Source organism: Mycobacterium sp. PTI7 (assembly GCF_056679845.1).
This window is the reverse complement of sequence record NZ_CM155252.1, coordinates 2432208-2456725: the sequence shown is the minus strand read 5'-3', so window position 1 is coordinate 2456725 and position 24518 is coordinate 2432208. Positions and strand designations below refer to the sequence as shown.

General features: G+C 71.5%; 24 protein-coding genes and 1 riboswitch. Of the genes, 11 read left to right on the top strand and 13 right to left on the bottom strand.

Going from position 1 to position 24518, the window contains the following annotated elements; genetic code table 11:
• The first annotated feature begins 46 nt into the window (after nt 1–46).
• From AC1MEY_RS11850 to AC1MEY_RS11840, 3 genes are read left to right on the top strand one after another with little or no spacing between them, the layout of a single operon-like run.
• Entirely contained in the window at nt 47–3022 is a 2976-nt protein-coding gene (locus AC1MEY_RS11850) for a bifunctional [glutamine synthetase] adenylyltransferase/[glutamine synthetase]-adenylyl-L-tyrosine phosphorylase (RefSeq protein ID WP_480230814.1), read from the top strand.
• The gene (locus AC1MEY_RS11845) at nt 3022–3663 is read left to right on the top strand and encodes a PaaI family thioesterase (protein ID WP_480230813.1); all 642 of its coding nucleotides are present in this window, start codon (nt 3022–3024) and stop codon (nt 3661–3663) included. The genes AC1MEY_RS11850 and AC1MEY_RS11845 overlap by 1 nt, the downstream gene beginning before the upstream one ends.
• A 10-nt stretch (nt 3664–3673) precedes the next feature.
• Nucleotides 3674–4534 (top strand): TIGR03619 family F420-dependent LLM class oxidoreductase, encoded by an 861-nt coding sequence (locus AC1MEY_RS11840; RefSeq protein WP_480230812.1) that lies wholly within the window; start codon nt 3674–3676, stop codon nt 4532–4534.
• Here AC1MEY_RS11840 and AC1MEY_RS11835 read toward each other — a convergent pair.
• Both AC1MEY_RS11835 and AC1MEY_RS11830 read right to left on the bottom strand, forming a co-directional pair.
• Nucleotides 4531–4950 (bottom strand): DoxX family protein, encoded by a 420-nt coding sequence (locus tag AC1MEY_RS11835; protein WP_480230811.1) that lies wholly within the window; start codon nt 4948–4950, stop codon nt 4531–4533. The two genes, AC1MEY_RS11840 and AC1MEY_RS11835, sit on opposite strands and share 4 nt — an antisense overlap.
• 38 nt (nt 4951–4988) lie before the next feature.
• The gene (locus AC1MEY_RS11830; RefSeq protein WP_480230810.1) at nt 4989–5411 is read right to left on the bottom strand and encodes a DoxX family protein; all 423 of its coding nucleotides are present in this window, start codon (nt 5409–5411) and stop codon (nt 4989–4991) included.
• A gap of 68 nt (nt 5412–5479) precedes the next feature.
• Here AC1MEY_RS11830 and AC1MEY_RS11825 point away from each other — a divergent pair, with 68 nt between their 5' ends.
• Nucleotides 5480–6547 carry a threonine aldolase family protein gene (locus AC1MEY_RS11825; protein ID WP_480230809.1) on the top strand — a complete coding sequence of 356 codons (1068 nt, stop codon included), beginning with the start codon at nt 5480–5482 and terminating at the stop codon, nt 6545–6547.
• Between the two features lie 157 nt (nt 6548–6704).
• Here the strand turns inward: AC1MEY_RS11825 and glnA are convergent, their stop codons facing one another.
• Complete coding sequence (gene glnA / locus AC1MEY_RS11820; protein WP_480230808.1) at nt 6705–8141, bottom strand: type I glutamate--ammonia ligase; 1437 nt, start codon at nt 8139–8141, stop codon at nt 6705–6707.
• A 142-nt stretch (nt 8142–8283) separates the two neighbouring features.
• Here glnA and AC1MEY_RS11815 point away from each other — a divergent pair, with 142 nt between their 5' ends.
• A complete protein-coding gene (locus tag AC1MEY_RS11815; RefSeq protein ID WP_480230807.1) occupies nt 8284–8763 on the top strand; it encodes an RDD family protein in 480 nt (159 codons plus the stop codon).
• Nucleotides 8764–8765: 2 nt separating this feature from the next.
• Here AC1MEY_RS11815 and AC1MEY_RS11810 read toward each other — a convergent pair whose 3' ends face one another.
• From AC1MEY_RS11810 to sucB, 5 genes are read right to left on the bottom strand one after another with little or no spacing between them, the layout of a single operon-like run.
• Nucleotides 8766–9521: a DUF4191 domain-containing protein gene (locus tag AC1MEY_RS11810; RefSeq protein ID WP_480230806.1), complete on the bottom strand. Its 756-nt coding sequence runs from the start codon at nt 9519–9521 to the stop codon at nt 8766–8768.
• A gap of 36 nt (nt 9522–9557) precedes the next feature.
• Complete coding sequence (gene lipA / locus AC1MEY_RS11805) at nt 9558–10493, bottom strand: lipoyl synthase (protein WP_480230805.1); 936 nt, start codon at nt 10491–10493, stop codon at nt 9558–9560.
• Nucleotides 10490–11188 carry a lipoyl(octanoyl) transferase LipB gene (gene lipB, locus AC1MEY_RS11800; protein WP_480230804.1) on the bottom strand — a complete coding sequence of 233 codons (699 nt, stop codon included), beginning with the start codon at nt 11186–11188 and terminating at the stop codon, nt 10490–10492. The genes lipA and lipB overlap by 4 nt, the downstream gene beginning before the upstream one ends.
• A gap of 19 nt (nt 11189–11207) precedes the next feature.
• The gene (locus AC1MEY_RS11795) at nt 11208–12077 is read right to left on the bottom strand and encodes a TIGR01777 family oxidoreductase (protein WP_480231436.1); all 870 of its coding nucleotides are present in this window, start codon (nt 12075–12077) and stop codon (nt 11208–11210) included.
• 37 nt (nt 12078–12114) lie between these two features.
• Nucleotides 12115–13965 (bottom strand): 2-oxoglutarate dehydrogenase, E2 component, dihydrolipoamide succinyltransferase, encoded by a 1851-nt coding sequence (gene sucB / locus AC1MEY_RS11790; protein WP_480230803.1) that lies wholly within the window; start codon nt 13963–13965, stop codon nt 12115–12117.
• Nucleotides 13966–14123: 158 nt separating this feature from the next.
• Between sucB and AC1MEY_RS11785 the strand changes: the two genes are divergently transcribed.
• Entirely contained in the window at nt 14124–14477 is a 354-nt protein-coding gene (locus AC1MEY_RS11785) for an oxidoreductase (protein WP_480230802.1), read from the top strand.
• Nucleotides 14474–16246, top strand: coding sequence for an SDR family oxidoreductase (locus tag AC1MEY_RS11780; RefSeq protein ID WP_480230801.1), 1773 nt, complete (start codon nt 14474–14476; stop codon nt 16244–16246). The genes AC1MEY_RS11785 and AC1MEY_RS11780 overlap by 4 nt, the downstream gene beginning before the upstream one ends.
• Nucleotides 16247–16250: 4 nt before the next feature.
• Here the strand turns inward: AC1MEY_RS11780 and AC1MEY_RS11775 are convergent, their stop codons facing one another.
• Nucleotides 16251–17762: a leucyl aminopeptidase gene (locus tag AC1MEY_RS11775; RefSeq protein WP_480230800.1), complete on the bottom strand. Its 1512-nt coding sequence runs from the start codon at nt 17760–17762 to the stop codon at nt 16251–16253.
• A 28-nt stretch (nt 17763–17790) separates the two neighbouring features.
• Here AC1MEY_RS11775 and gcvT point away from each other — a divergent pair, with 28 nt between their 5' ends.
• From gcvT to AC1MEY_RS11760, 3 genes are all read left to right on the top strand, one after another.
• Entirely contained in the window at nt 17791–18888 is a 1098-nt protein-coding gene (gene gcvT, locus AC1MEY_RS11770) for a glycine cleavage system aminomethyltransferase GcvT (RefSeq protein ID WP_480230799.1), read from the top strand.
• Nucleotides 18889–18910: 22 nt separating this feature from the next.
• Nucleotides 18911–20017, top strand: coding sequence for a branched-chain amino acid aminotransferase (locus AC1MEY_RS11765; protein ID WP_480230798.1), 1107 nt, complete (start codon nt 18911–18913; stop codon nt 20015–20017).
• Nucleotides 20018–20022: 5 nt separating this feature from the next.
• A riboswitch (guanidine-III (ykkC-III) riboswitch) is annotated at nt 20023–20087 on the top strand.
• 13 nt (nt 20088–20100) lie between these two features.
• Entirely contained in the window at nt 20101–20418 is a 318-nt protein-coding gene (locus tag AC1MEY_RS11760) for a DMT family transporter (protein ID WP_480230797.1), read from the top strand.
• Nucleotides 20419–20421: 3 nt separating this feature from the next.
• On the opposite strand, the gene AC1MEY_RS11755 is transcribed toward AC1MEY_RS11760, so the two are convergent.
• The 4 genes from AC1MEY_RS11755 to AC1MEY_RS11740 are packed head-to-tail and all read right to left on the bottom strand — an operon-like array spanning nt 20422 to nt 23430.
• Nucleotides 20422–21147: an adenosylcobinamide-GDP ribazoletransferase gene (locus AC1MEY_RS11755; RefSeq protein ID WP_480230796.1), complete on the bottom strand. Its 726-nt coding sequence runs from the start codon at nt 21145–21147 to the stop codon at nt 20422–20424.
• Nucleotides 21144–22208: a nicotinate-nucleotide--dimethylbenzimidazole phosphoribosyltransferase gene (gene cobT, locus AC1MEY_RS11750; RefSeq protein ID WP_480230795.1), complete on the bottom strand. Its 1065-nt coding sequence runs from the start codon at nt 22206–22208 to the stop codon at nt 21144–21146. Before cobT ends, AC1MEY_RS11755 begins: the two co-directional genes overlap by 4 nt.
• On the bottom strand, nt 22205–22747 hold the full coding sequence (locus tag AC1MEY_RS11745) for a bifunctional adenosylcobinamide kinase/adenosylcobinamide-phosphate guanylyltransferase (protein WP_480230794.1): 543 nt from the start codon (nt 22745–22747) through the stop codon (nt 22205–22207). Before AC1MEY_RS11745 ends, cobT begins: the two co-directional genes overlap by 4 nt.
• 5 nt (nt 22748–22752) lie before the next feature.
• Complete coding sequence (locus AC1MEY_RS11740) at nt 22753–23430, bottom strand: DUF3043 domain-containing protein (RefSeq protein WP_480230793.1); 678 nt, start codon at nt 23428–23430, stop codon at nt 22753–22755.
• A 23-nt stretch (nt 23431–23453) separates the two neighbouring features.
• On the opposite strand from AC1MEY_RS11740, the gene AC1MEY_RS11735 reads away from it, so the two are divergent.
• Nucleotides 23454–24518, top strand: a complete 1065-nt coding sequence (locus tag AC1MEY_RS11735; protein ID WP_480230792.1) for a glycerate kinase family protein — start codon at nt 23454–23456, stop codon at nt 24516–24518.

The following is a 24518-nucleotide window of genomic DNA, read 5'->3' as shown; positions in this document are numbered from 1 at the left end:
GCGTCTGCCCGTCCGAGGCGGACCCGCCGTGCGATAACGTCGGGTCGTGCCCAAACCCGCCACGCAGCGCCCCACGCTGCCCGGTGTCGGGCGGCTGGGACTGGTCGCACCGACGGCCCGCGACGACCTCGACCGGCTCGGCTGGACCACCGACGCGCACGTCGAACTGCTCTGGTCGCTCTCACGCGCCCCCGACGCCGACGAGGCCTTGCGTGCCATCGTCCGCATCGCCGACGAACTGGGTGACGGCTGGCGGGAACTCGGCGACGCGCTGATCGTGGACAAGGCGCTGCGCGGCAGGCTCTTCGGCGTCCTCGGATCCTCGCTGGCGCTCGGCGACCACCTCGTCGCGCAGCCCGAGTCGTGGCACCTGCTCGCCGGGCCCGTCGACCTGCCGTCGGCCGCCGACCTGCGCGAGACCTTCCTCGCCGCCGCCGAAAGCGCCACGGAGACAACGGCACTGCCGACGCTGCGCAGCCTCTACCGGGACCGGCTGCTGGTGCTGGCCGCGCTGGACGTCGCACCCACCGTCGAGAACGAGCGCGTCCTGGCCTTCACGACGGTCGGCGAGCACCTCGCCGATCTCGCCGACGCGGCACTGGAGGCGGCCCTGCTGCTGGCCCGGCGCAAGGTGTGCGGCACGGACACCCCACCCCGGCTCGCCGTCATCGCGATGGGCAAGTGCGGGGCGCGGGAACTCAACTACGTCAGCGACGTCGACGTCATCTTCGTCGCCGACGACGCCACCCAGTCGGGCCTCACCCTCAACATCCGCGTCGCCGGTGAGCTGATGCGGTTCGCGAACGACGCCTTCTTCGAGGTGGACGCGGCGCTGCGGCCGGAGGGCAAGCAGGGTCAGCTGGTCCGCACCCTGGAGGCGCACGTCGCCTACTACGAGCGGTGGGCCAAGACCTGGGAGTTCCAGGCGTTGCTCAAGGCCCGCCCCGCCGTCGGCGACCTCGACCTGGGCGCGGAGTACGCCGCGGCGCTGATGCCGATGGTGTGGACGGCGTGCGAGCGCGAGGACTTCGTCTCCGACGTGCAGGCCATGCGCAGGCGCGTCGAGGAACTCGTCCCCGCCGGCGTGCGGGCCCGCGAGATCAAGCTGGGCACCGGCGGCCTGCGCGACGTCGAGTTCGCCGTCCAGCTGCTGCAACTGGTGCACGGCCGCACCGACGACTCGCTGCACGTCTCCTCCACGGTGGACGCGCTCGCCGCCCTCGCCGCCGGCGGCTACGTGGGCCGCGACGACGCCGCCAACCTGACCGCGTCGTACGAGTTCCTGCGGCTGCTCGAACACCGGCTGCAGCTGCAGCGGCTCAAGCGCACGCACATGCTGCCCGAGGCGGGCGACGAGGAGGCCATGCGCTGGCTGGCCCGCGCCGCGCACATCCGGCCCGACGGCAGCCACGACTCGCTGGGCGTGCTGCGCGAGGAGCTGAAGCGGCAGAGCCTGCGCGTCTCGCGACTGCACGCGAAGCTGTTCTATCAGCCGCTGCTCGAGTCGGTGGGCGGAGCGTCGGTGGACCTGGCCGCGGCGGGCATGTCGACCGAGGCCGCCGAGCGTCAGCTCGCCGCACTCGGCTACGAGAGCCCGCAGAGCGCGCTGACCCACCTCGCCGCGCTCTCCACCAACGGCGGCCGACGCGGTCGCGTGCAGCAGGTGCTGCTGCCGACGCTGCTCGACTGGCTCTCCGACACACCGGATCCGGACGCGGGGCTGCTGGCCTACCGCCGGATCAGCGAGGAACTGATCGAGCAGCGGTGGTACCTGGCGGCGCTGCGCGACGAGGGTGCGGTGGCCAAGCGGCTGATGCGGATCCTCGGCACGTCGGCCTACGTGCCCGACCTGCTGATGCGGTCGCCCGAGGTGATCCGGCAGTACGCAGACGGGCCCAACGGCGCCAAGCTGCTCGACGTACAACCGGACGGCTTCGCGAAGGCGCTCGTGGCGTCGGCGGGCAGGTACTCCGATCCCGTGAAGGCGATCGCCGCCGCGCGCACGCTGCGGCGCGGGGAACTGGCCCGCATCGCGTCGGCCGACCTGCTCGGCATGCTCGACGTGACCGAGGTGTGCACCGCGCTCACCACGGTCTGGGTGGCGGTGCTGCAGGCTGCGCTCGACGTCGTCACCCGGGCCAACACCCCGGCGGGCGGGCCACCGGCCACGATCGCCGTCATCGGCATGGGCCGCCTCGGCGGGCTCGAGCTCGGCTACGGCTCGGACGCCGACGTCCTGTTCGTCTGCGAGCCCGTCGGGGGCACCGACGAGGCCGTCGCCGTGAAGTGGGCCGTGAGCATCGCCGAACAGGTCCGCGCCCGGCTCGGGACCCCCAGCGCCGACCCGCCGCTCGAGGTCGACGCCAACCTGCGACCGGAGGGCCGCAGCGGCCCGCTGGTGCGCACGCTGTCGTCCTACCGCGCCTACTACGCGCAGTGGGCGCAGGCCTGGGAGGTGCAGGCGCTGCTGCGCGCGCACTGCGTCGCCGGCAATGCCGAACTGGGACAGCGGTTCCTGCTGATGATCGACGACATCCGCTACCCGCCGGACGGGGTGTCGGGTGACGCCGTCCGCGAGATCCGGCGCATCAAGGCCCGCGTCGACGCCGAACGGCTGCCGCGCGGCGCGGATCCGAACACGCACACCAAGCTCGGCCGCGGCGGGCTCGCCGACATCGAGTGGACCGTGCAGCTGCTGCAGCTGCGCCACGCCCACCGCATCCCCGCACTGCACAACACGTCGACGCTGCAGACGCTCAACGCCATCGGCGCCGCCGAGCTGATCGCCGAGGGCGACGTGGACCTACTGCGGCAGGCGTGGCTGACCGCCACCAAGGCCCGCAACGCGCTGGTGCTGGTGCGCGGCAAGCCCACCGACCAGCTGCCCGGCCCGGGCCGGCAGCTCAACGCGGTGGCCGTGGCGGCGGGCTGGCCCAACGGCGACGGCGGCGAATTCCTGGACAACTACCTGCGGGTCACGCGTCGTGCGAAGACCGTGGTGCGCAAGATCTTCGGAGCCTGATGACGGCCAGTGAGTTCCCGTTCGACCTGATCGCCGCCGACGAGTACGACCGTCTGCGCGCCCTGTACGAGCCGCTCACCGAGTCGATGCGCAGGCTGATCGACGCGGGCATCCGCACCGGCGTCGACGACCGGGCCATCGGCGAGGCCCGGGCCGCCATCGACTCGGCGACCGAGACCCTGGAACGCGTGCGCCGCGACACCACGTCCACGCTGCGTCACGCGGGGACGGGCCGGCCGCTGGCGTGGGCCAACCCGGCGGTGGGACTGCGCAACGCGATCGCGCCGCCGATGCGCATCCAGCACGCGGGCGAGAACGGCCGGTGCTGGGCGGAATTCACGCTGGGCGCCGCCTACGAGGGCCCGCCGGGACTCGTGCACGGCGGCATCTGCGCGCTGGTGCTCGACCACCTGCTCGGCGAGGCGGCCAGCGACGGGCTCACCAAGCCGCTGTTCACCGGGACCATCACGCTGCGCTACCTGCGTGGGACGCCGCTGGGCCCGGTGCGGGCGGAGGCGTTCATCGAGCGCACCGAGGGCATCAAGACCTATGCGCGCGGCTACCTCGGCGACGCGGACGGCTGGACGGTGGAGGCGGACGGGGTGTTCATCAGGCCGGCGTGGGCGAGGGATGCCGGATGAGGTTCCTGTCGTGAAGTTCTACGTGAGCACCGCGTTCCTCGACGTCAAGGAGGTCGTCGACGTCGCGAAGGCCGCGGACGACCTCGGCTACGACGGGATGGGCATCCCCGACCACGTCGTGAACCTCGAGACGCTCGCGACGCCCTACCCGTACACGAAGGACGGTTCGCGGCGGTGGGAGGCGTTCACCCACTGGCCCGACCCGTGGGTGATGATCGGCGCGATCGCCCTGGTGACCGAGCGGCTGCGGTTCGTCACCACCGTGTACCTGCCCGCCATGCGGGACCCGTACTCGGCGGCCAAGGCGATCGGCACCGCCGCGTGCCTCGCCGAGGGCCGGCTGGAACTCGGCATCGGCGTGGGGTGGTGCGAGGAGGAGTTCACCCTGATGGGGCAGCGCTTCGACCGCCGCGGCAAGCGCACCGACGAGATGCTCGAGCTGATGCGCGCGCTGTGGCAGCCAGGCTGGACCGAGTTCGCCGGCGAGTTCTACACGACGCCGCGCCTGGAGATGGAGCCGACGCCGCCGCACATCCCGATCTACGTCGGGGGTCTGTCGGACGTCGCTCTGCGGCGGGCGGCGCGCAACGACGGCTGGATCGGGGACCTGATCGACACCGCCCGCGCGATCGAATCGGTCGAGAAGATCCGCGGTCTGCGCGCCGATCGGGGACTGACGATGGACGACTACACCGTCATCACGCCGCTCACCGACGCCTTCACGCCCGAGCACTTCGCCCGCGCCGAGGCCGCCGGGATCACCGGCATCATCACGATGCCGTGGATGTTCTACTCGGGCCCGCAGGCGACGTTCGCGGAGAAGGTCGACGGCATGAAGCGGTTCCGCAGGGACCTCGCCCTCGACGGCTAGGCCGTGCGTCGACGGCCGAGCATCGAGTCCAGCGCGTACGCGCCGCCGCCGGTGAACACCAGCAGGAAGAACCCGAAGCAGAAGAGCACCGCCGACTCGCCGCCGTTCTCCAACGGGTGCAACGCCTCTGGCTGATGCTTCCAGAAGTAGGCGACCGCCATCATGCCCGACGAGATGAACGCCGCGATGCGGGTGAACAGCCCGGACATGATCAGCACGCCCGCGACCAGTTCGATCAGGCCCGACCACCACCCCGGAAACGAGCCGATTGGGAGTGCCCCGCCGCCCATGTCGATCGGCCACGCGAACAGCTTGGACGCGCCGTGCACGGTGAAGAGCAATCCGAGCACCACGCGGAACAGGGTGAGGGCCACGGGAGCAAAGGACGTCAGGCGCTGCTCGACGGGTTGCGTCATGTCACCAACCGTACCGACGTACCACTCCCGCGTGGGGGCTAGCGCTTGCGCACCGTCCGCTGCCGCATCGCGTCGAGGGCGTACGCGCCACCGCCGGTGAACACGAGCAGGAGCAGGCCGAAGCAGTAGAGCACCGCCAGCTCGCCACCATTCTCGATGGGCCACAACGCCGTTGGCTGATGCTGCGTGAAGTAGGCGAACGCCATCTCGCCCGAGCCGACGAACGCCGCGAGACGCGTCACCAGACCGATCAGCAGCAGCACGCCGACCACGAGTTCGATCAGGCCGGCAAACCAGAACGGCCACGTACCAACGGGCACGGCACCGCCACCGGCGGCAGCGACCGGCCAGGCGAACAGCTTCTGCGTCCCGTGGATGGTGAACAGCAGGCCGAACACGATGCGGAACACGCTCAGGATCGCCGGTGAGACGGCGGACAGCTTGGCTTCCAGTTTGTTCATGCGTGCAACCTACTATGCGGACTTCGGTCCAGATAGCTGCGGGCGGTCGTGTCGGGAAGACTGGAACCGTGACCGACCGCCCGCTGCGCCTGCACGATCCCGACGACCGCGGCTTCGCCAGCGACAACTACGCCGGCGCCCATCCCGAGGTGCTCGCCGCCATCGCGGCCGCCAACGACGGCCACCAGGCCGCCTACGGGGGCGACGCCTACACCGCCCGCCTGCAGGAGGTGATCGCCGGCCACTTCGGCCCCGACGCGCGCGCCTACCCGGTGTTCAACGGCACCGGGGCGAACGTCGTCGGACTGCAGTCGATGCTGCCGCGCTGGGGTGCGGTGATCTGCACGTCCACCGCACACATCCACACCGACGAGAACGCCGCCCCCGAGCGCGTCGCGGGCCTCAAGCTGCTCACCGTGCCGACGCCCGACGGCAAGCTGACCCCCGACCTCGTCGACCGCGAGGCGTGGGGGTGGGGCAACGAGCACCGCGCTCAGCCGCTCGCCGTGTCCATCACGCAGACAACCGAACTCGGCACCGCCTACACCGCCGCGGAGGTGCGCGCGATCGCCGACCACGCCCACCAGCGGGGGATGAGGCTGCACATGGACGGCGCCCGCATCGCCAACGCCGCCGCCCACCTGGGGTCGGGGCTGCGCGACTTCACCAGCGACGCCGGCGTCGACGTGGTCTCGTTCGGCGGCACGAAGAACGGCCTGCTGTTCGGCGAGGCCGTCGTCGTCCTCGACCCGGCGGCCACCGAGGGACTGGACTACCTGCGCAAGCTCGACATGCAACTGACGAGCAAGATGCGGTTCGTCTCGGCGCAACTCGTCGCGCTGCTCACCGACGACCTCTACCTGCGCTCCGCGGCGCATGCGAACGCGATGGCGCTGCGGCTCCGCGACGCGGTCGCCGGCCTGCCCGGGCTGACGATCACCCAGGAGACGCAGGCCAACGCCGTCTTCGCGATCCTGCCCCCGGGCGTCGCCGACCGGCTCCGCGAGCGCTTCCGCTTCTACGACTGGGACGCCGCGACGGGGGAGGTGCGGTGGATGTGCGCCTTCGACACCACCGAGGCCGACGTCGACGCGTTCGCCGCCGCGGTGCGCGCGGAGTTGGCGTCCCCGGCCTGAGCCCTGCCCGTCGTACGTGCGAGTACGGCGGGGAATCGGCCGGAATCCCGCCGTACCCGCACGTACGCGGGGCCGGGAGAAGCCGGTGAACGCAGACCACCCCGCCCGGCGAACCGGACGGGGTGGCAGCGACGAATCGGCAGAGCCGATCAGCTGATCAGACGTCGTAGTACAGCGAGAACTCGTACGGGTGCGGGCGGATCTGGATCGGCATGATCTCGTTCTCACGCTTGTACGAGATCCAGGTGTCGATCAGGTCCTCGGTGAACACGCCACCCTCGGTGAGGTAGTCGTGATCCTCCTCGAGACGATCGATGACCGCGGACAGCGACGTCGGCGCCTGGGGGATGTTCGCGGCCTCCTCGGGAGGAAGCTCGTAGAGATCCTTGTCCACGGGCGCCAGCGGCTCGATCTTCTTCTTGATGCCGTCGATGCCGGCCATCAGCATCGCCGCGAACGCCAGGTACGGGTTGCCCGAGCTGTCCGGGCAGCGGAATTCGAGGCGCTTGGCCTTCGGGTTGTTGCCGGTGATCGGGATGCGCACGCACGCCGACCGGTTGCGCTGGCTGTACACCAGGTTGATCGGCGCCTCGTAGCCCGGCACCAGACGCTTGTACGAGTTCACCGTCGGGTTGGTGAACGCCAGCAGCGACGGCGCGTGGTGCAGGATGCCGCCGATGTAGTGACGCGCCAGATCCGACAGACCGGCGTAGCCCGACTCGTCGTGGAACAGCGGCTTGCCGTCCTTCCACAGCGACTGGTGGGCGTGCATGCCCGAACCGTTGTCACCGAAGAGGGGCTTGGGCATGAAGGTGACGGTCTTGCCGTTCTTCCACGCCGTGTTCTTGATGATGTACTTGAACAGCAGTACGTCGTCGGCCGCTGCCAGCAGCGTGTCGAACTTGTAGTTGATCTCGGCCTGACCGGCGGTGCCGACCTCGTGGTGGCCGCGCTCCAGGATGAACCCGGCGTTCTGCAGGTTGGTGGCCATCTCGTCGCGCAGGTCGACGTAGTGGTCGTACGGCGCGACGGGGAAGTAGCCGCCCTTGGGCCGGACCTTGTAGCCCAGGTTCGGGCTGCCGTCGGCCTCGAACGGCTCACCGGTGTTCCACCAGCCTGACTCGGAGTCGACCTCGTAGGAGGTGCCGTTGATCTTCGAGTCGAAGGTCACCGAGTCGAAGATGTAGAACTCGGCCTCGGCGCCGAAGAAGCAGGTGTCGGCGATGCCCGTGCTCGCCAAGTAGTTCTCGGCCTTGCGGGCCACGTTGCGCGGGTCGCGGGAGTAGGCCTCGCGCGTGAACGGGTCGTGCACGAAGAAGCTGAGGTTGAGCGTCTTGGCGTGCCGGAACGGATCGATGCGCGCGGTGTTGGGGTCCGGCAGCAGCATCATGTCGGACTCGTGGATGGACTGGAAGCCGCGCACCGACGAACCGTCGAACGCCAAGCCGTCCTCGAACACGCTCTCGTCGAACGCCGAGGCGGGGATCGAGAAGTGCTGGACGACGCCCGGCAGATCGCAGAAGCGAATGTCGACGTACTCGACGTTCTCGTCCTTGATCAGCTTGAAGATGTCGTCTGCAGTCTTTTCTGGCACTGAGAATTCTCCTTTGACTGGTAACCCGCCGACTGACGCTATGGACATCATGTTGCACGCCAGTCAAGCGGATGTTGCGCCGACGTTACGCGTGCGGCCTTCTCGGGCACTCGCCGAACTGCACTGACCATATGCTGGTGGCATGGCGCGCACCTTCGGTTCCTGGCTCTCCGGTCCGCCCCCCGCCGACGCGGGTGGGTCCGGTCAGGGCACGAACACCTATGCCGGTGAGCGCCTCGGGCTGCCCGAGCACGGCGCCGGGTCGATCGCCCGCTTCGGCCGGCGCGTCGGCGCGCTGGTGATCGACTGGCTGATCAGCTACGGCCTGGCCGCGCTCGCGATGACGCTGGGCTGGGTGTCGCTCGGTGCCCTGTCGACCGCGGTGCTGGTGATCTGGTTCGTGCTCGGCGTCGCGTCGGTGCGGTTGTTCGGCTTCACACCGGGACAGCTGATGCTCGGCCTGATGGTGGTACCCGTCGACGGCAGCGACCACGTCGGGGTCGGCCGCGCGCTGGTGCGCGGCGCCCTCACCGCGTTCGTCATCCCCGCGCTGTTCACCGACACCGACCATCGCGGCATCCACGACCTCGCGTCGAAGACCGCCGTGGTGCTGCGCCGCTAGACCTACTTGCGGCGCACCGTGCGCTGCACGCCGCGCATCTTCGCGTTGCCCGGCATCGGACCCTTCGGCATGGCCGCGGGGCCGACCCGCGAACCGAGCGCAGCCAGCCGGGACTCCAGCGAGTCCATCTGCTTGACGGTGATGTTCGCGGGCAACTTGGTCAAGTGGCGCTCCAGCTTCGACAGCGGCACCTCGCCCTCGCCGTTGCCCACCACGATGTCGTAGATCGGGGTGTCGCCGATGAGCCGCGCGGTGCGCTTCTTCTCCTGCGCCAGCAGCGGCTTGACCCGCGTGGCCGAGCCCTCGCCGACGAAGATCACGCCGGGCCGGCCGATCACGCGGTGCACGGCGTCGAAGTGACCGGTCGCGGCGACGCCGGGTGTCACGCGCCACTTGCCGCGCAGATTGTCCAGCGCCCATGCGGCCGCACCGGTCTGGCCCTCGGCCTTGCGGTACACCGACTTCTGCGCGCGCCTGCCGAAGATGATGAACGCGACGAGCGCACCGAGCAGGATGCCCAGCGGGATCAACGTGATGAGCGTAAAGGTGCTGCCGCTGAGCACACCGACGACCACCGCGACCGCGACGATCAGGACCAGGGCCCCGATCATGTACGGCAGGAGACGCTTGTCTTCCTTGCGCTGGATCTGGAACGCCTGCCACAGCTGGCTGCGGCGCTGCTTGGAGGCCGCCTTGCGCGTGGCCTTCGCCTCGGCCTTCGCGGCCTTGGTGGCGGCGGTGTTGCGTGTCTTCGCCATGCGATCAGGATACGGGTGACGAAGCCCGGCCCGACATCAGGAAGCGGAAGCCGCCCGGATGCGAGCCGCCTCGGCGTACAGCCGTCCCGCCCGGTAGGACGATCGCACCAGCGGACCGGCCAGGACACCGGTGAAGCCGAGGCCCTCCGCGTACGCGGCGTGCTCGACGAACTCCTCCGGCTTGACCCACCGCTCCACCGGATGGTGGCGTAGCGACGGGCGCAGGTACTGGGTGATCGTGATGATGTCGCAGCCCGCCTCGTGCAGGTCGACGAGCGCCTCCCGGACCTCCTCGGGCGTCTCGCCCATGCCGAGGATCAGGTTGCTCTTGGTGACCAGGCCGAAGTCGCGCGCCGCGGTGATGACGTCGAGGCTGCGCTGGTAGCGGAACGCCGGCCGGATGCGCTTGAAGATGCGCGGCACCGTCTCGACGTTGTGCGCGAACACCTCCGGGCGCGACTCGAAGACCTCTTCGAGCTGCTCGGGGATCGCGTTGAAGTCGGGGGCCAGCAGCTCGACGCCGGTGTTCGGGTTGAGCAGCTTGATCTGGCGGACCGTCTCGGCGTAGAGCCACGCCCCGCCGTCGGGCAGATCGTCGCGCGCGACGCCGGTGACCGTCGAGTAGCGCAGGCCCATCGCCTGGACGCTCTCGGCGACGCGCCGCGGCTCGTCACGGTCGAGTTCGGCGGGCTTGCCGGTGTCGATCTGGCAGAAGTCGCAGCGCCTGGTGCACTGCTCGCCGCCGATCAGGAAGGTGGCCTCGCGGTCTTCCCAGCACTCGTAGATGTTGGGGCAGCCCGCCTCCTCGCACACCGTGTGCAGGCCCTCTCGGCGCACCAGCGCCTTGAGTTCCTTGTACTCGGGGCCGGTCTTCAACGTCGTCTTGATCCACGGCGGCTTGCGCTCGATGGGGGTCTCGGCGTTGCGGACCTCGAGACGCAGGAGCTTGCGGCCGTCGGGGGCGATAGTCACTGGACTGATTCTACGCGCGCGGCCGACGAGGCGCCGATCGCGATGCGGCCGTCGAGCGCGCCGCGGACGGCGGCGGCCACCCGGTCGGCGACCTCGTCGACGGTCACGCGCCGGCCCAGTTCGGCGGACAGCGACGTCACGCCCGCGTCGGCGATGCCGCAGGGCACGATCGCCTCGTAGGCGGCGAGATCGCAATCACAGTTGAGGGCGAAGCCGTGCAGGGTGGTCGCACGCGCCACGCGGATGCCGATCGCCGCGATCTTGCGGTCGGGCCGGGCGCCGTCGCCCCTCACCCACACCCCGGACCGGCCCGCCACGCGGCCCACGGGTACGCCCAGATCGGTGCACACCCCGATGAGCGCCTCCTCCAGCCGGCGCACGAATTCGACGACGTCCATCGGCTCGACCAGACCCACGACGGGATATCCGACGAGTTGGCCGGGACCGTGCCAGGTGATCTTGCCGCCGCGGTCGGTGTCCACCACCGGGGTCCCGTCGGCGGGACGCTCGTGGTCCTCGGTGCGCTTGCCCGCGGTGTAGGTCGGGGGATGCTCGAGCAGCAGCAGGGTGTCGGACCCACCGGCGATCCGCTCGTCGGCCAGATCGCGCTGCAGCTGCCACGCCTCGCGGTAGTCGACGGTGCCGAGGCGGCGAACCTCGACCGGCAGCGGCGAGGAGCGGACCGAGGCGGACACGACGTCCACGGTACGCCCGCTACGCGTCGTCCTTCGAGGCCGTCGCGTACGCCAGCGCCTCGCCGATCGTGTTGTGGTGGAACTCGAATCCGGCCCGCTCCAGCACCGCCGGGATCGCGCGCTGCCCGCCGAGCAGTCCCTCGTCGGCGAACTCGCCCAGCACGGTGCGCAGCGCGAACGCGGGCGCCGCGAGTGCCGTCGGCCGGTTGACCGCGCGTCCCACCGCGGAGGTGAACTCGGCGTTGGTCACCGGCGCCGGACCGGTCAGGTTGACCGCCCCCGACACGTCCTCGTCGATGGTGAACAGCAGCGCACGCACCTGGTCCTGGAGGCTGATCCAAGGCATGTACTGCCTGCCGTTGCCCAGCCGCGTACCCAGGCCGAGCTTGAACAGCGGCAGTAGGCGGCCGAGCACCCCGCCCGAACGTCCCAGCACCAGACCCGTGCGCACCAGCACCACGCGGGAACCGGCGGCCTGCGCCACCACGGTCGCGGCCTCCCAGTCGACGCACAACCGGGCCAGGAAGCCGTCGCCCGGCGGAGCGGTCTCGTCGGTGACGCGGTCGCGCGTGTCGCCGTAGTAGCCGACCGCGCTCGAGTTGACGAGAACCGGCACGCCGGCCTCGGCGACCGCGTGGGACAGCACCTCGGTGGGTTCGATCCGGCTGTCGCGCAGGCTCTGCTTGTACGCACCCGACCAGCGCTTGTCGCCGACGCCGACGCCGCACATGTTCACGACGGCGTCGACGTCGCGCAGCACGGCGGGATCGAGATCACCGGTGTCCGGATTCCAGAACACGTCGTCGGAGTGCTTCGGCGGACGCCGAACCAGCCGCAGCACACGGTGATCCGCCGCGCGCAACACCGTGACGAGCGCCGAACCGATCATCCCGGACGAACCGGCGATGGCGATGACCGACACCGGGCTACAGCCCCAGGTCGGCCTCGAAGGCTCCCTCTTCGAGACGTCGCTTGATCGTGGTCAGGAAGCGCCCGGCGTCCGCACCGTCGATGAGGCGGTGGTCGTAGGTCAGCGGCAGGTACGCCACCGACCGGACGCCGATCGACTCGTTGCCGAACTCGTCGACGATCACCCGCGGGCGCTTGACGATCGCGCCGGTCCCCAGCATCGCCGCCTGCGGCGGAACCAGGATCGGGGTGTCGAACAGGGCGCCCTGGCTGCCGATGTTCGTGATCGTGAACGTGCCACCGGACAGCTCGTCGGGCTTCAGGTTGCCCGAGCGGGCCCGCGCCGCGATGTCGCTGATCGCCCGGGCCAGTCCGCCGAGCGACAGGTCACCGGCGTTGTGCACGACCGGCGACAGCAGGCCCTGCTCGGTGTCCACCGCGAAGCCGAGGTGCTCGGCGTCGTAGTAGGTGATCTGCTTGCTGTCCTCGTCGTAGCTCGCGTTGACGTTCGGGTGCGCCTTGAGGGCGTCGACCACCGCGACGGCGAAGAACGGCAGGTACGTCAGGTTGACGCCCTCGCGCTCGGCGAAGCTCGCCTTGGCGCGGGCACGCAACGCGACGATCTTGGTGAGGTCGACCTCGTGGGTCTGGGTGAGCTGCGCCGTGGTCTGCAGCGACTCGCGCGTCTTCTTCGCCGTGATCTGGCGAATCCTGTTGGCCTTCTGCGTGGTTCCGCGCAGGTGCGACATCGACGGGGCGGGTGCCGACGGCTTGGCCGATGCGGCCGATGCGGCCGGTGCGGCGGGGGCCTCGGCCGGGGCGCTCTGTGCGGGCGCCTTCTTGGCCTCGGCTGCGGCGAGGACGTCCTGCTTGCGGACGCGTCCGCCGACGCCGGTGCCCTTCACCGACGCCAGGTCGACGCCGTGCTCGCCGGCCAGCTTCCGGACCAGGGGAGTGACGTAGGGGCTCGCGTCCGACCCCGAGTCCGAATCGCTCGCCGCGGGGGCGGGCGCTTCCTTCGGCTCGGGCTTGGGCTCGTCCTTGGGTTCGGGCTTCGGCTCCGGCTTGGGCTCGGGCTTCGGCTCCGACTTGGGTTCGGGCTTCGACTCGGGCTCGGGCTCGGGCTCGGGCTCGGGCTCGGGCTCCGGCTCGGGCTCCGGCTCCGGTTCGGGCTCGGGTTCCGGCTCGGACTCCGCGGCCGCGCCCTCGGCGCCGATCTTCGCGAGTTCGCCACCCACGGCGACGACGTCGTCCTCCTCGGCGCTGATCGCGACGAGCGTGCCCGCGACGGGCGAGGGGATCTCGGTGTCGACCTTGTCGGTGGACACCTCGACGAGCGGCTCGTCGACCTCCACGCTGTCGCCGACCTTCTTCAGCCAGCGCGTGACGGTGCCCTCGGTGACGGACTCGCCGAGTTCGGGCATCTTGACCGACGTGGCGTCGCCGCCGCCGGACGCGGCGGGCTTCGACTTCTCCGGTTCCGCGGGGGGCTCGCTCTCCTCGGCCGGCTGGGCCTCGGGCTCGGCCTCCTCGGCGGCGGGCTCCTCGGCGGGGGACTCCTCCTCGGCGGGTGCGTCGTCGGCGGCTGCGTCGTCGGAGGAGTCGTCGGACGCGTCGCCGCCGCCCTCGCCTTCCTCACCGATGAGCGCGAGGTCGCCACCGACCTCGACGGTGTCGTCCTCGTTGGCGATGATCTTGGTCAGCACGCCCGCTGCGGGCGAGGGGATCTCGGTGTCGACCTTGTCGGTGGACACCTCGAGGAGGGGTTCGTCGACTTCGACGGTGTCACCCTCTTGCTTGAGCCATCGCGTGACGGTGCCCTCTGTGACGCTCTCACCGAGTGCGGGCATCTGGACGGAGATGGCCATGTCTTGTGACTCCCTCATACGGTCGCGTGCGGCTGTCTTATCTCGCGGCACCCATCCTTCCACGTCCGTGCCCGTCGGTCGTCGTAGACCTGCGGTCTGTCTGCTCTGGCACTATCGATGGTGGTGATGGCACCGCGTGCCGGAAGGAGTCGGTCGAGTTGGGGCTGTTCGACAGGTTGCGACGACGTGGATCGCGCCGTGCGCGCGGCACCGATCCGGCGGCGGACCTCAAGTACATGAAGGAGTGGGTCGCCACCCACACCGGCGTCGAGGCGTTCATCGAACCCCAGACGACAGTCACCGAGTTCACGGCGTGTCTCGTTGCCGCCGACGGTGAGTGGACCCGACGCAGGACCAACGGTCAGGCGGGCGCGCGCCGCCTCAACGAGCAACTCGGCATCCCCGTCTACGACGTGCAGAAGGTCGGCTACCCGCAACGCATGCGCGACTACGACGAGAAGCGCCGCATCGAGCGCAAGCGCGCGGCGCGACGGGAACTCGAGGAGCGATGACCGGGGACCGCCGCGAGTTCACCGCCCGCAGCGCCGACGGCGTGACCCTCGCCTGTCGCGAGGAGGGCGACCCCGAGGGACCGACCGTCGTCCTCGTGCACGGCTGGCCCGACTCGCACGTGCTGTGGGACGGCGTGGTGCCCCTGCTCGCGGACCGCTTCCGCGTGATCCGATACGACAACCGCGGCGTCGGCGGGTCCGGCGCACCGAAGGCCACCTCGGCCCACGCGATGGCCCGCTACGCCGACGACCTCGCCGCCGTGCTCGACGCCGCCTCCCCCGAGGACCCCGTGCACGTCCTCGCCCACGACTGGGGCTCGGTCGGCGTGTGGGAATTCCTCGCCCGCCCGGAGGCGCCGGCCCGCATCGCGTCGTTCACGTCGGTGTCCGGACCGAGCACCGACCACCTCAACCGCTTCGTCATCGACGGCCTGAAGCGGCCCTACCGGCCGCGCCGGTTCGTCCGGGCGCTGACGCAACTGCTGCGGCTCACCTACATGGCCGCCTTCTCCGTACCGGTGCTCGCGCCCGCCCTCGTCCGAGTCGCCTTCCGGGCCGGTGCGATGGAGCGCGTCCTGCGCACGCGCGACGGCATCCCCGCCGACCGGATCCACCACTCCGACACGTTCGCCGCCGACGCCGCGACCAGCATGAAGGTGTACCCCGCCAACTACTTCCGCTCGCTGGCCCGCGGACGCAAGGACCATCGCGTCGACGTGCCCGTGCAGGTGATCGTCAACGCGAAGGACCCCTTCGTCCGGCCCTACCTGTACGACGACGCACAGCGCTGGTGCTCGCGGCTGTGGCGCCGCGACGTCCAGGCCGGGCACTGGGCGCCGATGTCGCACCCGCAGGTGCTCGCGACGGCCGTGGCCGAACTGGCCGACGCCCTGGGCGGCGGCGCCCCGGCCCGCACCCTGCTCCGCGCCGAGGTCGGACGCCGCCGCGGACACTTCGGCGACACGCTCGTCTCGGTCACCGGGGCGGGCAGCGGCATCGGCCGGGCGACCGCGCTGGCGTTCGCACGCGACGGTGCCGACGTGGTCGTGAGCGACATCGACGAGGCAAGCGTGCGGGCCACCGCGGCGGCCGTCGTCGCCGCGGGAGGGACGGCCTACGCGTACGCCCTCGACGTGTCCGACGCCGACGCGGTGGAGGCGTTCGCCCAGCGGGTCTGCGCCGAGCGCGGGGTGCCGGACGTCGTCGTGAACAACGCGGGCATCGGCCACGCGGGTTCGTTCCTCGACACCCCGGCCGACCAGTGGGACCGGGTGCTGGACGTCAACCTCGGCGGCGTGGTGAACGGCTGCCGTGCCTTCGCGCCGCGGCTCGTCGAACGCGGCACCGGCGGCCACGTGGTCAACGTGTCGTCGATGGCGGCCTACGCGCCGATGCAGGCGATGAACGCCTACTGCACGTCGAAGGCCGCGGTGTACATGTTCTCCGACTGCCTGCGCGCCGAATTGTCCTCCGCTGGAATCGGATTGACCACCGTGTGCCCCGGCGTCATCGACACCAACATCGTCCACACCACCCGCATCGACGCTCCGGCAGGCAAGGCGGGCCGGGTCGCGGGCCGACGCAAGCAGCTGGAGTCGATGTTCGCCGCACGGCACTACGGACCCGACAAGGTGGCGGCGGCCATCGTGTCGGCGGTGCGCAAGAACAAGCCGATCCGGCCCGTCGCCCCCGAGGCGTACCTGCTCTACGGGACGTCGCGGATCGCCCCGCAGGCCCTGCGCAGCGTCGCCCGGGCCGGCATCGTCTAGCCGATCAGCCGTTGCGGGCGATGTCCTCGATCGCGGCGAACATCGTGCGCGTCGGCACACCCGTGCCGCCCTTGCCGGTGTAGCCCCAGGGGCCGCCGGTGTTGTACGCCGGGCCCGCGACGTCGAGGTGCGCCCACTGCACGCCCTCGGCCACGAACTCGCGCAGGTAGACCCCCGCGACGAGCATGCCCGCGAAGCGCGAGCCGCTGACGTTCGCGAGGTCCGCGACGGTCGACTTCAGGTCGTCCTTCAGCTCCTCGGGCAGCGGCATCGGCCAGGCGTTCTCGCCGACCCGAGCGGACAGCTCGGCCACCCGGTCGCGGAACTCGTCGCTGCCCATCACGCCCGGGGTCCGCGCGCCGAGCGCGACGGTCTGCGCGCCGGTCAGCGTCGAGGTCTCCATCAGGTAGTCGGGGCCGTCCTCGCAGGCCCGCACGATCCCGTCGGCCAGGATGAGCCGGCCCTCGGCGTCGGTGTTCAGCACCTCGACGGTGATGCCGCCGTACTGGGTGAGCACGTCGCCGGGCCGCTGCGCGGTGGACGACGGCATGTTCTCGGCCATCGGGACGGTCGCGATCACGTCGACCGGCACCTGCTGCTTGGCGGCCAGGACGACGGTCGCGATCACCGCGGCCGCGCCGCCCATGTCGGAGGTCATCTGGTGCATGTTGAGCGCCGGCTTAATCGAGATGCCGCCGGTGTCGAACGTGATGCCCTTGCCGACGAGTGCGACCTTCTTGCCCTTGCCGCGCTTGGCCCCCCTGTAGATGAGCCGCACCAGCCGCGGGGGCCGCGACGAGCCCTTGCCGACGCCGATGATGCCGCCGTAGCCGGCCTTCTCGAGCGCCTTCTCGTCGAGCACCTCCACGTCGAGGCCCACCGACTTGCCCAGCGCGCGTGCCCGTTCGGCGAACTCGGCCGGGAACAGGTGGCTCGGCGGGGTGTTGACGAAGTCGCGGGCCGTGGCGACCGCTGTCGCGATGTCGGTGCCGCGGACGGCCTTGGCCTTCGCGTCCTTCGCGGTGGCGAGCGCCGTGATCTTCGCCAGCGCCGGCTCCTTGGGTGCGGTCTTGTCACTGCGGAAGTCGCTGAACCGGTAGGCGCCCAGGATCAGGCCCTCGACGGCCGTCTCGGTGTCCAGTTCGGCCAGCGCGGTGATCACCGACTCGGTGCCCGACAGGCTGCGCGCGGCGACGCCCGAGGCGCGACGGATGACGTCGGCGGGCCACTCGTCGCGGTTCTTGCCCAGGCCGACGGCGAGCACGCTCGCGACCGGCAGCGACGGCGCGATCACGCGGGTGACCTGCTCGCTGCCGCCCTTGGCGCCCAGCGCCTTGAGCGCGGCCTCGATCTCGCCGACCGCGACGTCGTCCAGGAACGGCGTGGGCAGCACCGTCGCGACGTCGCCGTCGCCGGTGACGACCGGGACGATCAGCACGGCCGAACCCGCTCCGCGCTTGGGCACGCTGGTGGCGACGGTGACGGTGGGGGACTGGTATCTGGGTGCGGTGCTCACGGGGATCAACCCTAGCTAGGCTGCCATCGTGACCGACAACCTGCTGCAGGGGCCGCTCGAGGACCGCCATCGCGAACTCGGCGCCAGTTTCGCCGAATTCGGGGGCTGGCTGATGCCGGTGTCCTACGCGGGCACCGTCACCGAGCACAACGCCACCCGCAACGCCGTCGGGCTGTTCGACGTCAGCCACCTCGGCAAGGCGCTCGTCAAGGGCCCGGGAGCGGCGGCCTACGTGAATTCGGCGTTCACCAACGACCTCAACCGGATCGGGGCGGGCAAGGCGCAGTACACGTTGTGCTGCAACGACTCCGGTGGCGTCATCGACGACCTGATCGCCTACTACGTCTCCGACGAGGAGGTGTTCCTCGTCCCCAACGCCTCCAACACCCCCGCGGTGGTGGCCGCGCTGCAGGAGCACGCGCCCGACGGCCTGGTGATCACCGACGAGCACCGGTCCTTCGCGGTGCTGGCGGTGCAGGGACCGAAGTCGGCCGAGGTGGTCGGCGGGCTCGGGCTGCCCACCGACATGGACTACATGGGCTACGCCGACGCCGAGTACCAGGGCGTGCCGGTCCGCGTCTGCCGCACCGGGTACACCGGCGAACAGGGCTACGAGCTGCTGCCGACGTGGGACCGCGCGGGCATCGTGTTCGACGCCCTCGTCGAGGCGGTCCGCGCCGCGGGCGGCGAACCCGCCGGGCTGGGCGCCCGCGACACGCTGCGCACCGAGATGGGCTACCCGCTGCACGGGCACGAACTGACGCTCGACGTGTCGCCGGTGCAGGCCCGCTGCGGCTGGGCCGTCGGCTGGAAGAAGGACGCGTTCTGGGGGCGCGACGCGCTGCTCGCTGAGAAGGCCGCCGGACCGGCGCGCACGCTGCGCGGCCTCAAGGCCGTGGGCCGGGGCGTGCTGCGGGCCGACATGACCGTGCTCGACGGCGACGCCGCGGTGGGCGTCACGACCTCGGGAACCTTCTCGCCGACACTCAAGGTCGGCATCGCGCTGGCCCTGATCGACACCGCGGCAGGCATCACCGACGGGCAGACGGTCGCCGTCGACGTCCGCGGCAAGCGGCTCGAGTGCGAGGTGGTCGCGCCGCCGTTCGTGACGGCGAAAACTCGCTAGCCACGGGTTATATGATCTCCCCATGACCGATGGCCCCCTCGAGTTCTCGCTTGCCCGAAACGCGACACCGGCGAGCGACGACGTACGAGGCGACATCCTGCGCGAGCCGGGCTTCGGCCGGTTCCACACCGATCACATGGTGTCGATCGACTACACCGCGGGCCGCGGCTGGCACGACGCCGCCGTGCTGCCCTACGGACCCATCGAACTCGACCCCTCGGCGGTCGTCCTGCACTACGCGCAAGAGGTGTTCGAGGGGCTGAAGGCCTACCGCTGGGCGGACGGGTCGATCGTGTCGTTCCGGCCCGACGCCAACGCCACCCGGCTGCGGACGTCCGCGCGTCGGCTCGCGATCCCCGAGCTGCCCGAGGAGGTCTTCCTCGAGTCGCTGCGGCAGCTGATCGCCGTCGACGCCGACTGGGTGCCCGCGGCAGGCGGCGAGGAGTCGCTGTATCTGCGGCCCTTCATCTTCGCCACGGAACCCGGCCTGGGCGTGCGTCCCGCAACGCAGTACCGCTACATGGTGATCGGGTCGCCGGCCGGCGCCTACTTCAAGGGCGGCATCAAGCCGGTGTCGGTGTGGCTCTCCACCGAGTACGTGCGCGCCAGCCCCGGCGGGACGGGTGCCGCCAAGTTCGGCGGCAACTACGCGGCCTCCCTGCTCGCGCAGGCCGAGGCGACCGACCACGGCTGCGACCAGGTGGTGTGGCTCGACGCGATCGAACGCCGCTACGTCGAGGAGATGGGCGGGATGAACCTGTTCTTCGTCTTCGGCAGCGGCGGGTCGGCGCGCCTGGTGACGCCCGAACTGAGCGGCTCGCTGCTGCCCGGCATCACGCGGAACTCGTTGCTGCAGTTGGCCACCGACGCCGGCTTCGCCGTCGAGGAGCGCAAGATCGACGTCGACGAGTGGCGCAAGAAGGCCGACGCCGGCGAGATCACCGAGGTGTTCGCGTGCGGTACCGCCGCCGTGATCACGCCGGTGTCGCACGTGAAGTCCGGCGACGGCGAGTTCACCATCGCCGGCGGCGAACCGGGCGAGGTCACGATGGCGTTGCGCGACACGCTGACCGGCATCCAGCGCGGCACGTTCGCCGACACCCACCGGTGGATGACCCGGCTCGGCTAACCTCGATCTCGTCCCCCTCGGGACACCGGACGAGCGGCACCGTACCCGGCCAGCGACAAGACGGCGCTCCGAGGAGGTGTGCCGTGTCGTGGGCGATCCTGTTCCTGTCCGGAGTGCTCGAGGCCGTGTGGGCCGTCGCGCTCGGCAAGTCCGAGGGGTTCTCGAAGCTCGGGCCGACCGTGGTGTTCGGGATCGGTCTGGTCCTGTCGATGGCGGGCCTGGCCGTCGCGATGCGCGAACTGCCCGTCGCCACCAGCTACGTGGTGTGGGTCGGCATCGGGGCGGTGCTGACGGCGACCTACTCGTTCATCAGCGGTGACGAGGCGGTGTCGGTCGCCAAGGTCGCACTGATCGGGGTGATCACGGCGTCGGTGGTGGGGCTCAAACTCCTGCACGGCTGAGCGTCAGCCGACGGCGAGTCCCAGCGCGGCGACGGTCGTCGTCACCTCGACCGCCGCGCCGAGCACGTCGCCGGTGATCCCGCCGAAGCGCCGCGCGCAGTGCGCGACCAGGACCGCGGCGATCAGCAGCGCGACCGCGACGGCGACCGGTCCCTGCCACGGCAGCGGCGTCGCGAGCGTGGCGGCGGCGAGGAGGGCGGCCACCCACGCCGCCACCACCCAGGTGGGCTGGGTGCCCGCCACCGCGGCGCCGAGCGTGCTGCCCTCGGCGGCGGGCACCGAGGTGCGGCACGCCATCACCGCGGCCACCCGGCCCGCGGCGACCGCCACGACGACGGCGGCGGGCGGCATCGTCGAGAAGGCGAAGGTCTGCGCCGCGACGACGACGACGATCGCGGCCACCCCGAACGGGCCGGCCGTGCCGTCGCGCATCACCGCCAGCGCCCGTGCCGGTGGGCCGTAGCAGCCCAGCCCGTCGGTGGTGTCGGACAGCCCGTCGAGGTGCAGGCCGCGCGTCGCCAGGAGCAGCGCCGTGACCGCGAGCAGCCCCGACAGCGGGCTGCCGTCGCCGAATCCCCGGTCGGCCAACCAGATCACGCCCGCGGCCAGGCCGCCCAGCGCGACGCCGACGACGGGGAGCGCCGTGACGGAACCGCGGCCGAAGGGATGGCTGCTGCGCACCGGCAGCACGGTCGAGAAGGACAGTGCCGAGGCGAGCGGCCCGATCACGGGGCGGGGGCGGCTGCGGCGCGATCGGTGACGGCGGCCTCGGCGAACGTGGCCATCGACGCCAGCGTGGCGACCGCGGCCCGCAGGATCGGCAGCGCGACGGCGGCGCCGGTGCCCTCGCCGAGTCGCATGCCGAGGTCGACGATCGGTTCGAGGCCGAGCCGGGACAGTGCGAGGGTGTGCGCCGGCTCCACCGATCGGTGTCCGGCCTGCCACCACTGCCGCGCGCCCGGCGCCATCCGGTCGGCGGCCAGCGCGGCAGCCGTCACCACGACGCCGTCGAGCAGCACCGGCGTGCGGCGGACCGCAGCCTGGGCGCAGAACCCCGCGATCGCGGCGATGTCGGCGCCGCCGCAGACCCGCAGCAGCGCAACCGGATCGGCCATGACGGGCCGGGCCCGGAACAGCGCGTCGCGGATCGCCGCGGTCTTGCGCATCCAGCCCTCGTCGTCGATCCCGGTGCCGCGGCCGACGACGGCGACGGGCTCGGTGTCGGTCAGCGCGGCGATCAACGTCGTTGCGGGCGTGGTGTTCCCGATGCCCATGTCGCCGGCGATGAGCAGATCGGCGCCGCCGTCGACCTCCTCGTCGGCGATGCGGCGGCCGGCGTGGATGGCAGCGGCGACCTCGTCCTCGGTCAGTGCGTCCTCGACGGCGATGTTGCCGCTGGCGCGCCGCACCTTGTGGGCGCCGACGGCCTCCGAGAGCGGGGTGTCGCAGTCGACGGCCACGTCCACCACCCGCACGCCGGCGCCCGCGAGGTCGGCGAGCACGCTGATCGCGGCGCCACCGGCGTCGAAGTTCGCGACCATCTGCGCCGTCACCTCCGCCGGGAACGCCGACACGCCGGCCGCCGTCACGCCGTGGTCACCGGCGAACACGACCACGCGAGCGCGGGCGAACTGGTGCGGCGGGCACTGTCCCTGGCAGGCCGCGACCCACACCGACAGGTCCTCGAGCCGGCCCAGCGAGCCGGGTGGCTTGGTCAGCGTGTCCTGGCGGGCACGGGCCGCCGCGGCGACGTCGGGATCCGGGACGGCGACCGACGGGAAGGTCGTCACGCCGGCTCCTTGAGGACCAGGGGTTGGCCGGCGACCACCAGGACCACCCGGTCGCAGGAGTGCGCCAGGCGCTGGTTGAGCGTGCCGAGTTCGTCGGTGAATAGCCGTCCCGACGCCGTCGCGGGCACCACGGTCAGTCCGACCTCGGGGCTGACCAGCGCCAGCGGGGCCTCGAACGCCCGGACCGCGTCGAGCAGCGCGTCGAGGTCGTCGGACACCGCGGACGACGGGCCGCCCGTCCAGGCCTCGTGCCGGTCGAGCAGCCACACCAGCCAGTTGCCGACGTCGTCGACGAGTGTGGGCACGGTCGGATCGGCGCGCAGCAGCGCGGTGAGGTCCTGCCCCTCGACCGTCGTCCACTCCGGTGGGCGGCGCAGCCGGTGGGCGGCGATGCGGGTCGACCAGTCCGAGTCGTCGGGTCGCAGCGCCGCGGTGGCGACGTAGCGCACCGCCCGGTCGCTGCCCGCGGCGTCCCCGATCGCGGTCTCCGCGAAGGCCGACTTGCCCGACCGGATACCGCCGAGTGCCAAGAGCCGCACTGCGGTCAGGCGATCTCGTCGCCGCGGTTGACCATGGGGCGCGGCGCCCGCATCCTGCGAATCTGCGATGCCCGGCTGGCGGCGTAGAAGCCGAGCTTCCAGCCGCTCTCGACGTTGTCCGGGTACTTGGCGTCGACGGTCTTGTTGACGCGGCGACCGACGATCACGCCGTCGATCACCATGACCACCACCAGCGCGAGCATGGCGGGCGACAGCAGCCGCTGCACCTCGACCGACGGCACGGCCAGCATGATGAACACCAGGCCGAGTGCTGCGGGCATGAACAGGCCCAGGACGTTGCGGCGGGAGTCGACGACGTCGCGGGCGAGCCGCCGGACCGGGCCCTTGTCGCGGGGCAGGAGATAGGACTCCTCGCCGGACATCATCTTCTCGCGGCGTTCACTCATCGCGGAGCGGCGTGCGGCCTTGTCGGCGCGACGCTCCTCCTTGGAGAGCTTGGGGCCGCCGATCTCCTTGCGGCGCTTGCGGGCCTCCGCGGACGTCATCGGTGCCGGCGCCACGGGCCCACGCCGGCGCGACGCGTCGCGCTTCGGGGTCGGCTTGCCCTTGGGGGCGGTGGTGCGTACGCCGTCGACGAGCACGACGTCCTGGTCGGCGGTTGCGGCGGCTGAACGTGACTCCTCCGGTCGGGAGTCGTCCTTCTTGCGGCCCAGCAGATTCACGCCTCCCAGATTACCCTGCTCGCATGCGCGTGCTGATCGCCCCGGACTGCTTCGGGGACAGCCTGACCGCAGTCGAGGCCGCCGAGTCGATCGCGGCGGGCTGGGCCGCCGCCCGCGCCGCCGACGAGGTGACGCTCGCGCCGCAGTCCGACGGTGGACCGGGGTTCGTCGAGGTCCTCGGGAGCCGGCTCGGCGGGCTGCGCACCGCGCGGGTCAGCGGGCCGCTGTCCGACGAGGTGACTGCCGAGTGGGTGCTCGACGGGTCCGGCACCGCCTACGTCGAGTGCGCGCAGGCCTGCGGGCTCGCGCTCCTCGGCGGACCGCCGACCGTCCGCACCGCGCTCGACGCGCACAGCGGGGGAGTCGGTCAGCTCGTCGGGGCGGCGCTCGACGCCGGGGCAACCCGCATCGTCGTCGGGCTCGGCGGCAGCGGGTGCACCGACGGTGGCCGCGCGCTCGTCGACGCGCTCGGCGGGCTCGCCACCGCGCGCGAACGCCTGGCGGCGGTGGACCTCGTCGTGGCCAGTGACGTCGAACACCCCCTGCTCGGACCGATGGGCGCCGCCGCGGTGTTCGGGCCGCAGAAGGGGGCCGATCCCGACACCGTCGACGTCCTGGAACGGCGACTCGCCGCGTGGGCCGACGAGCTGGCGGCGGTCGCCGGCCGGGACGTCGCCACCGAACCCGGCGCGGGCGCCGCCGGAGGCATCGGCGCGGCCCTGCTCGCGCTCGGCGGTCGGCGCGAGTCGGGAGCCGCCGTGATCGCCGACGTCACCGGACTGGCCGACGACGTGGCCGCCGCGGACCTGGTGATCACCGGCGAGGGCCGGTTCGACCACCAGTCGCTGCACGGCAAGGTGATCAGCGCGCTGACCGGGATGGCGGCCGGCGGAGACGCGTCGGTCCTGGTGCTGGCCGGCCAGGTCACGCTGTCCGACGAGGAACTGTCCGCGGCGGGCGTGCGCGCCGCGCACTCGATCACCGACCACGCCGGATCCGTCGAGCTGGCGATCGGCGACGCGGCCAACCAGCTCGTCGGCCTGAGCCGTCGGACCGCCGCGGAGTGGGACGCGACTGTCGGGGAATAG